This window comes from Enterococcus sp. R12 (assembly GCF_058135755.1).
Map to the genome: position 1 here is coordinate 3,570,026 of NZ_CM176874.1, position 6,877 is coordinate 3,576,902.

7 protein-coding genes are annotated in these 6,877 nt (G+C 44.2%); 1 reads left to right on the top strand and 6 read right to left on the bottom strand.

Going from position 1 to position 6,877, the window contains the following annotated elements:
* Positions 1-35: 35 nt before the first annotated feature.
* Both mnmG and mnmE read right to left on the bottom strand, forming a co-directional pair.
* The gene (gene mnmG, locus ACTW1R_RS16670; protein WP_270289957.1) at positions 36-1,928 is read right to left on the bottom strand and encodes a tRNA uridine-5-carboxymethylaminomethyl(34) synthesis enzyme MnmG; all 1,893 of its coding nucleotides are present in this window, start codon (positions 1,926-1,928) and stop codon (positions 36-38) included.
* A gap of 33 nt (positions 1,929-1,961) precedes the next feature.
* Positions 1,962-3,359 (bottom strand): tRNA uridine-5-carboxymethylaminomethyl(34) synthesis GTPase MnmE, encoded by a 1,398-nt coding sequence (gene mnmE / locus ACTW1R_RS16675; protein ID WP_034859087.1) that lies wholly within the window; start codon positions 3,357-3,359, stop codon positions 1,962-1,964.
* Between the two features lie 238 nt (positions 3,360-3,597).
* On the opposite strand from mnmE, the gene ACTW1R_RS16680 reads away from it, so the two are divergent.
* Entirely contained in the window at positions 3,598-3,927 is a 330-nt protein-coding gene (locus ACTW1R_RS16680) for a heavy metal-binding domain-containing protein (protein ID WP_005226284.1), read from the top strand.
* A gap of 202 nt (positions 3,928-4,129) precedes the next feature.
* Here the strand turns inward: ACTW1R_RS16680 and jag are convergent, their stop codons facing one another.
* From jag to rpmH, 4 genes are all read right to left on the bottom strand, one after another.
* Complete coding sequence (gene jag / locus ACTW1R_RS16685) at positions 4,130-4,888, bottom strand: RNA-binding cell elongation regulator Jag/EloR (RefSeq protein WP_081116711.1); 759 nt, start codon at positions 4,886-4,888, stop codon at positions 4,130-4,132.
* Positions 4,889-4,905: 17 nt separating this feature from the next.
* Positions 4,906-5,730 (bottom strand): YidC/Oxa1 family membrane protein insertase, encoded by an 825-nt coding sequence (locus ACTW1R_RS16690; protein ID WP_010748469.1) that lies wholly within the window; start codon positions 5,728-5,730, stop codon positions 4,906-4,908.
* A gap of 18 nt (positions 5,731-5,748) precedes the next feature.
* Positions 5,749-6,084, bottom strand: a complete 336-nt coding sequence (rnpA, locus tag ACTW1R_RS16695) for a ribonuclease P protein component (RefSeq protein ID WP_015510644.1) — start codon at positions 6,082-6,084, stop codon at positions 5,749-5,751.
* A gap of 147 nt (positions 6,085-6,231) precedes the next feature.
* Positions 6,232-6,366, bottom strand: coding sequence for a 50S ribosomal protein L34 (gene rpmH / locus ACTW1R_RS16700; protein ID WP_002356012.1), 135 nt, complete (start codon positions 6,364-6,366; stop codon positions 6,232-6,234).
* Between the last annotated feature and the right edge of the window lie 511 nt (positions 6,367-6,877).

Sequence of the window (6,877 nt, forward strand, 5' to 3'; positions counted from 1 at the left end):
TTATAAATTGGTTTTTCAAAGAATATTAACCGTCTTTAGTTAACCTTTGCAATCTTCCCTTGCTCAATATACACCATCAAAATACTGATATCAGCTGGGTTTACTCCGCTGATACGGCTCGCTTGGGCGATGGTTTCGGGTTGGATTTTTTGCAGTTTTTGTTTGGCTTCTGTTGCCAAGCCATTGATAGCGGCATAGTCGATGTTTTCAGGAATGCGTTTGGCTTCCATCCGTTTGAGTTTCTCCACTTTTTCGAGGGCTTTTTTGATATAACCTTCGTATTTGATTTGGATCTCGACTTGTTCGATCTCTTTTGGCTTCAATGTTTCATTGGCTTCGATAAATTGTAGCATTTCCGCATACGTCACTTCAGGCCGGCGCAAGAATTCATTTGCTAAAACGCCATCTTTCAAGGTGGCCGTCCCTTTGGCAGTCAAATATGCTTGTACTTCTGGCGTTGGTTTGATGCGGATCTTAGATAAACGTTTAATTTCTGCTTCAACAGCTTCTTTTTTCGCTACATACGCTTCGTATTGTGCTTCTGGGACGAGCCCGATTTGATGTCCCACTTCGGTCAAACGCAGATCCGCATTATCATGACGCAGCAATAAGCGGTATTCGGCACGAGAGGTCAATAAGCGGTAAGGTTCATTGGTTCCTTTGGTCACCAAATCATCGATCATCACACCGATATAACCGTCGCTGCGTTTCATAATGAAGGGTTCTTTGCCTTGAATTTTCAAAGCAGCGTTGATGCCTGCGATCAAGCCTTGACCGGCCGCTTCTTCATAGCCGCTGGTTCCGTTGGTTTGTCCTGCCGTAAAGAGGTTTTCGATGACTTTGGTTTCTAATGTTGGACGCAATTGATGAGGCACCACGACATCATATTCAATGGCGTAGCCCGTCCGCATCATTTCCGCTTTTTCTAAACCTGCGATGGAATGCAGCATTTGGACTTGGACATCTTCTGGCATAGAAGTAGAAAGCCCTTGAACATACACTTCTTCGGTGTTCAACCCTTCTGGTTCCAAGAACAGTTGGTGACGAGATTTGTCTGCAAAACGCACGATTTTGTCTTCGATAGATGGGCAATAACGGGCACCTACTCCTTCGACGATCCCTGTAAACATCGGCGCCCGGTGTAAATTCTGGTTGATGATTTGGTGCGTCCCTTCGTTCGTATAGGTCAACCAGCAAGGTTCTTGGTTTTGATTGTAGGCTTCATCGGGTGTGCTGTAACTAAAGTGATTCGGTTGTTCATCGCCAGGCTGGATCTCCGTTACCTCATAGTTGATGGTGCTGGATTTTACCCGCGGTGGTGTACCGGTTTTAAAACGAGCGATCTCTAGGCCAAGCTCTTTCAAATGATCGGCTAGTCCAATCGATGGCTGGGAGTTGTTTGGTCCAGAAGAATACTTCAACTCTCCAATGATGATCTCTCCTCGCAACGCTGTTCCCGCAGTGATCACTACAGCTTGGGCTTGGTAACGAGCGCCTGTAGAGGTCACGACGCCACGGCATTCGCCTTCTTCAACGATCAGCTTTTCAACGATTCCTTGGCGCAGTGTCAGATTGGTTTCTTTTTCGATCGTTCGTTTCATTTCAGCCGCATAGGCATGTTTATCGGCTTGCGCCCGCAAGGCCCGCACAGCGGGACCTTTTCCTGTATTGAGCATCCGCATTTGGATGTAGGTTTTGTCGATATTTTTGCCCATTTCTCCGCCTAAAGCATCGATTTCGCGCACCACGACGCCTTTTGCTGGTCCGCCGACGGAGGGATTACAAGGCATGAATGCGACCATGTCTAAGTTGATGGTCAGCAAAAGGGTTTTTGCCCCCATTCGGCTGGCTGCCAAGGCAGCTTCTGATCCGGCATGGCCGGCACCAACAACGATCACGTCATAACTTTCTGCTTGATATTCTTGCATGGTGTTCTCCTTTTTACGCCAGTGGCGCATTCTTTATTTTCCTAAACAAAACTGACTGAACAATTGGGTGATCAACTCATCTTGGACACTGTCGCCGACAACTTCTCCTAGATAGTCCCAGCAGCGTGTCATATCGATTTGAACCAAGTCGACAGGCATTCCTGCTTCGATCCCTTGGATGACCTCAGACAACGACTGAACGGCATTTTCTAATAAGGCAATGTGACGGGTGTTAGAAAGATAAGAAGCATCCTTATCGGTGGTCTTGCCCCCAAAGAATAGATCGGCAATGGCTTGTTCCAGTTGGTCTAAGCCTTCGTTGGTCAACACAGAGACAGAAAAAATCGGTTCATCTGCTGCGTACTGCGCTAGCTCAGCGGGTGCTAATTTTGGCTCAAGATCGGTCTTATTCAATAAGATGATCCGACGGCTGCCAGCAGTCAGCTCCAGCAATTGTTTGTCTTCCTGGGTCAATCCTTCGCTTTGGTTGAGAACCAGCAAAATCAACTCCGCTTCTGCCAGTGCTTTGCGGCTGCGTTCGACCCCGATTTTCTCAACGACATCTTCTGTTTCGCGGATACCAGCCGTATCGATCAGTTTCAACGGTACCCCGCGAACATTGACATACTCTTCAATGACATCTCGAGTCGTACCAGCAATGTCTGTCACGATGGCTTTTTCTTCCCTTAATAAATGGTTCAATAAGCTGGATTTACCGACATTCGGCCGACCAATGATCGCAGTACTCAAACCTTCTCGCAAAATTTTTCCTTGTTGGGCAGTCGCTAATAAGGCTTGGATCTGCCCTTTGACCATCGTGGCTTTTTCTAACAATAAGCGGGTCGTCAATTCTTCCACATCATCGTATTCAGGGTAATCGATATTCACTTCAACTTGTGCCAGCGTCTCTAAGATCTCTTGGCGTAAGGTCCGAATCAAGTGGGAAAGATTGCCATCCAGCTGATTGACTGCGAGATTCATCGCCTTATCGGTCTTGGCACGAATCAGGTCCATCACCGCCTCGGCTTGAGAAAGGTCAACCCGTCCGTTTAAAAAGGCCCGCTTGGTGAATTCTCCCGGCTCAGCCAACCGTGCGCCTTGTCGTAAAACCAGCTGCAAGAGTTGATTGACGACAACGATCCCGCCGTGGCAGTTGATCTCGACGACATCTTCTCGGGTAAAGGTCCGCGGCTTTTTCATCACTGATAGCATCACTTCATCCATCAAACGGTTTTCTTCTGGGTCCACGATATGACCATAATGGATCGTATGACTAGGGACTTGGGCGAGGGTTTTAGTGCCTGCTTGAAAAATCCGATCCGCAATTGCGATCGCTTCTTCCCCGCTTAATCGCACAATACTGATGGCCCCCTCGCCTGGCGGGGTGGAAATCGCGGCAATCGTATCAAATTCTTGCGTTATATTCGCCATGTTGCTTGCTCCTCCTATTTTTTCACATAAAAAAAGTGCCCACTCCACCCGTCAAATTGATTGAAAATCAATAAAAACGAGTAGACTTAGCACTTTGACTGCTTGTCAATTAAATTCTGGAAATAGATTAGCACATTTTTGCGTGAGTCGCAAGCTTCCTTCAAAAACTTTTAAATTTTGCATCTGTCCGCAAAAACCTTTAAAATAAAAGCAAAGAATAAGAAAAGAGGGATCTATTATGGAAACCATCAAATCATCAAACAGCGCTGCTCGCATTAAAGAAATCATTTTATCGACAGGAAACGTGAATCGGCCTTACGTCGTGCGGGATATCGTCTTTGCGGCAGACAAAATCGAAGTAGATCTATTTGATACATCTGTGAATTTGAACGATCTGTTGGCAGATGTGACCTATCGCTTAAAAGAAACCGCCCACAGCTACGGAGCGAATGCAGTGATCAACTGTCATTTCGAACATGACCGCATCGTCGAAGGCGACAAAACCTACCTTGAGATCTTTGCCTATGGTACAGTGGTTCAATTTACTCAATCAACCATCGGCGGCTAATTGCCTCTATCATCAAAAAAAATACAAAAAAGAGTCCGCGGCATACGGACTCTTTTTTGATACCAAAGGCTGACCTACGTAACGTATGTTGACTTTGATAAGAATGATTTCTAGTCAAGGATACTTGGTTTTAAATTTGTTGTCAATCGCTTTTTCCCATCAAAAAAGGGAAAGGCTTGTCAGACCGCCTTTCCCTTTTTCATTAAATTCGTTTGTCCGCAGGTTCCACTACTAAGTAGCGATACGGTTCATCCCCTTCAGAATGAGTTTGAACATACGCATCTTTACTCAAAACTGAATGGATCTGCTTTCTTTCAAACGCCGGCATCGGTTCTAAAAAGACTGGGCGGCCTGTTCGTTTGACTTTTTCAGCAGTACGGCTAGCCAAACGTTCTAAGATCGCTTGACGTTTTTCACGGTAATCTCCGACATTCACTACAATCGACAATTTGTTTTTCGCGATGCGGTGAATATACACTTGCGCCAAATATTGCAGTGCATTCAAGGTTTTGCCGTGCTTCCCAATCAAAATGCCTTGTTTTTGCGTTTCTAAATGAAAGACGATCACGCCGTCTTGACGAGCGGTTTTTACTAAGGCGGGTGCATTCAATGCTTTTGAAATATTTGTCAGATAGAGTCCCAGCTGAGCCAGCGCTTCCTCATCTGAAAGATCCGTCAGCAAAACAGGTTCGCTCGCTGCTGCTTCCATCACACTGCTTGCATCCTCTGTCGTCACAGGATCTGGTTCTACCAGCGGTTTTGCTGGTACTTCTTCAACGGGTGCCGGTTCTTCAACGATTCGTTTTTCAATGGAGACCCGTGCTTGTTTTTTTCCTAGACCCAAGAAGCCTTTTTTTCCTTCATCCAGGACTTCGATTACTGCTTGATCTTTGGTGATACCAAGGACTTGCAATCCCTCTTGAATTGCTTCATCTACTGTCAGATTTTCATAAATCGGCATTGCAGTGCAACCTCCTCTTATTTTTTCCGTTTCTTTTTAGGACTCATTGCTTTTTTCAGCGCACGTTCACGCTCGCGTTCTTTGCGGGCAGCTTCTTCTCTTTCTTGGCGGATCTTGAATGGGTTATTTAAGATCATTGTTTGCACAACTTGGAATGCATTGGAAACGACCCAGTACAAGGAAAGACCGCTGGCAATGTTGATCCCCATCAGTAAGATCATCATCGGCATAGCGAAATTCATGATTTTCAGACTCGCATTTGATTCCACTTGGCTCATACTTGATAAGTAAGTACTTGCAAAAGTAAAGAGCGCCGCTAAAATCGGCAAGATGAAGTATGGGTCACGATCACCCAGCTGCAGCCATAAGAATTTTCCTTCTTGCAGAGCAGGAACCCGTGAGATCGATTGCCACAAGGCCATCAAAATCGGCATTTGTACCAATAATGGTAGACAGCCGGCATAAGGATTGACATTGTTTTCCGCATACAAACGTTGTGTTTCTTCTTTTAACTTGCTTTGTGTTTCTGTATCTTTTGACGCATATTGCTGCTGCAGCGCTTTTAGCTTCGGTTGTAATTCTTGCGTTTTGCGCATGCTTTTGGTTTGGAAGTGCATCAACGGCATCAAAATGACCCGAATGATCAATGTAAAGAGGATGATCCCGATCCCGGCATTGCCGAAGGAGAGGGCTTTGATCGCCTCTGCAAAATAATAAACGATGTAACGGTCCCATAGACCAGTACTTTGTGCATTTACTTCACCTGTTGCACCGCAGGCAGATAAGACAACTACTAATGAGAGAACTCCCAAAAATAGTAAGACGCGTTTCCCTTTTTTCACGTAACTAATTCCTTTCCATTAATGAATAATTTTGGCAAGTTTTAAGACATGCTCTAAATTCGAGTAGATTTCCTTTGAGGAACAAGTGGCGATACTTGGACGGGCGATCACGATGAAATCGACCGCTGGTTCGATTCGCGGCTTCATTTCCGTTAAACTTGCACGGATCTTGCGCTTGATCTCATTTCGCTTCACTGCATTACCGACTTTTTTCCCTACAGATAAACCAACTCGAAAATGTGATTGCTCTTTAGGTAAGACATACACCACGAACTTCCGATTTGCAAAAGAATTTCCTGCCTGAAAAACTTTTTGAAAATCTTGCTCTGTTTTTACTCGATAGGATTTTCTCATCTTCGGTTCCTTCACTTCTTTCAATTAAGCTTCGCGAAACGGATTGAATCCGTAACCACTCACCTGTCAATAATACCATATTTGCCAAAAGTCAGACACTATATTCCGCAAAAACGGCATAAAAAAAAACCACTGGCATTCAGTGGCTTACGCAGAAATAACCTTTCTGCCTTTACGACGACGGCTAGCTAAAACACGACGTCCATTTTTTGTACTCATACGTTTACGGAATCCGTGAACTTTTTGACGTTTACGTTTATTTGGTTGATACGTTCTTTTCATTTATTTCCACCTCCATCAGGATAATGCTTATGCGCACAGACATACTTTGATAGTATAACGAGTCAAGTACTAGTTTGTCAATAAGAAGTTTGCTCAAAATCAGGCATTCTTTATCCACAATCCCTTTGATTTGTGTGGGTTTGCTGTTTATAGCCAATTTTTGTGGATAACTTTTTCCCCAGAGTTATTTTGGCTTTTTCCACAAACAAACAGCCTGTAGAAAAGTTTTCCACAATCACTTTTTTAACTGTTGATAACTACCCTAAAACCTAGTGTTATCAAGGCGTGATCTTCACATCTATCTGTGGATAAAGGAGATGTTTTTACAGTTATGCACATTCTTTTTCTACCTGTGGATAGTCGAATTTCGAACATGTGCATTTCCATTTTTCTTTTATCCCGTTTTGTGGAAAAGTATTTTTTTCTAACCTTTTTTATCGTAATCTGTGGAAAACTTTTTCAATCCGTGCTATTTTAGTTATATCTATTCTTAGTTATAGGAGGACAATTT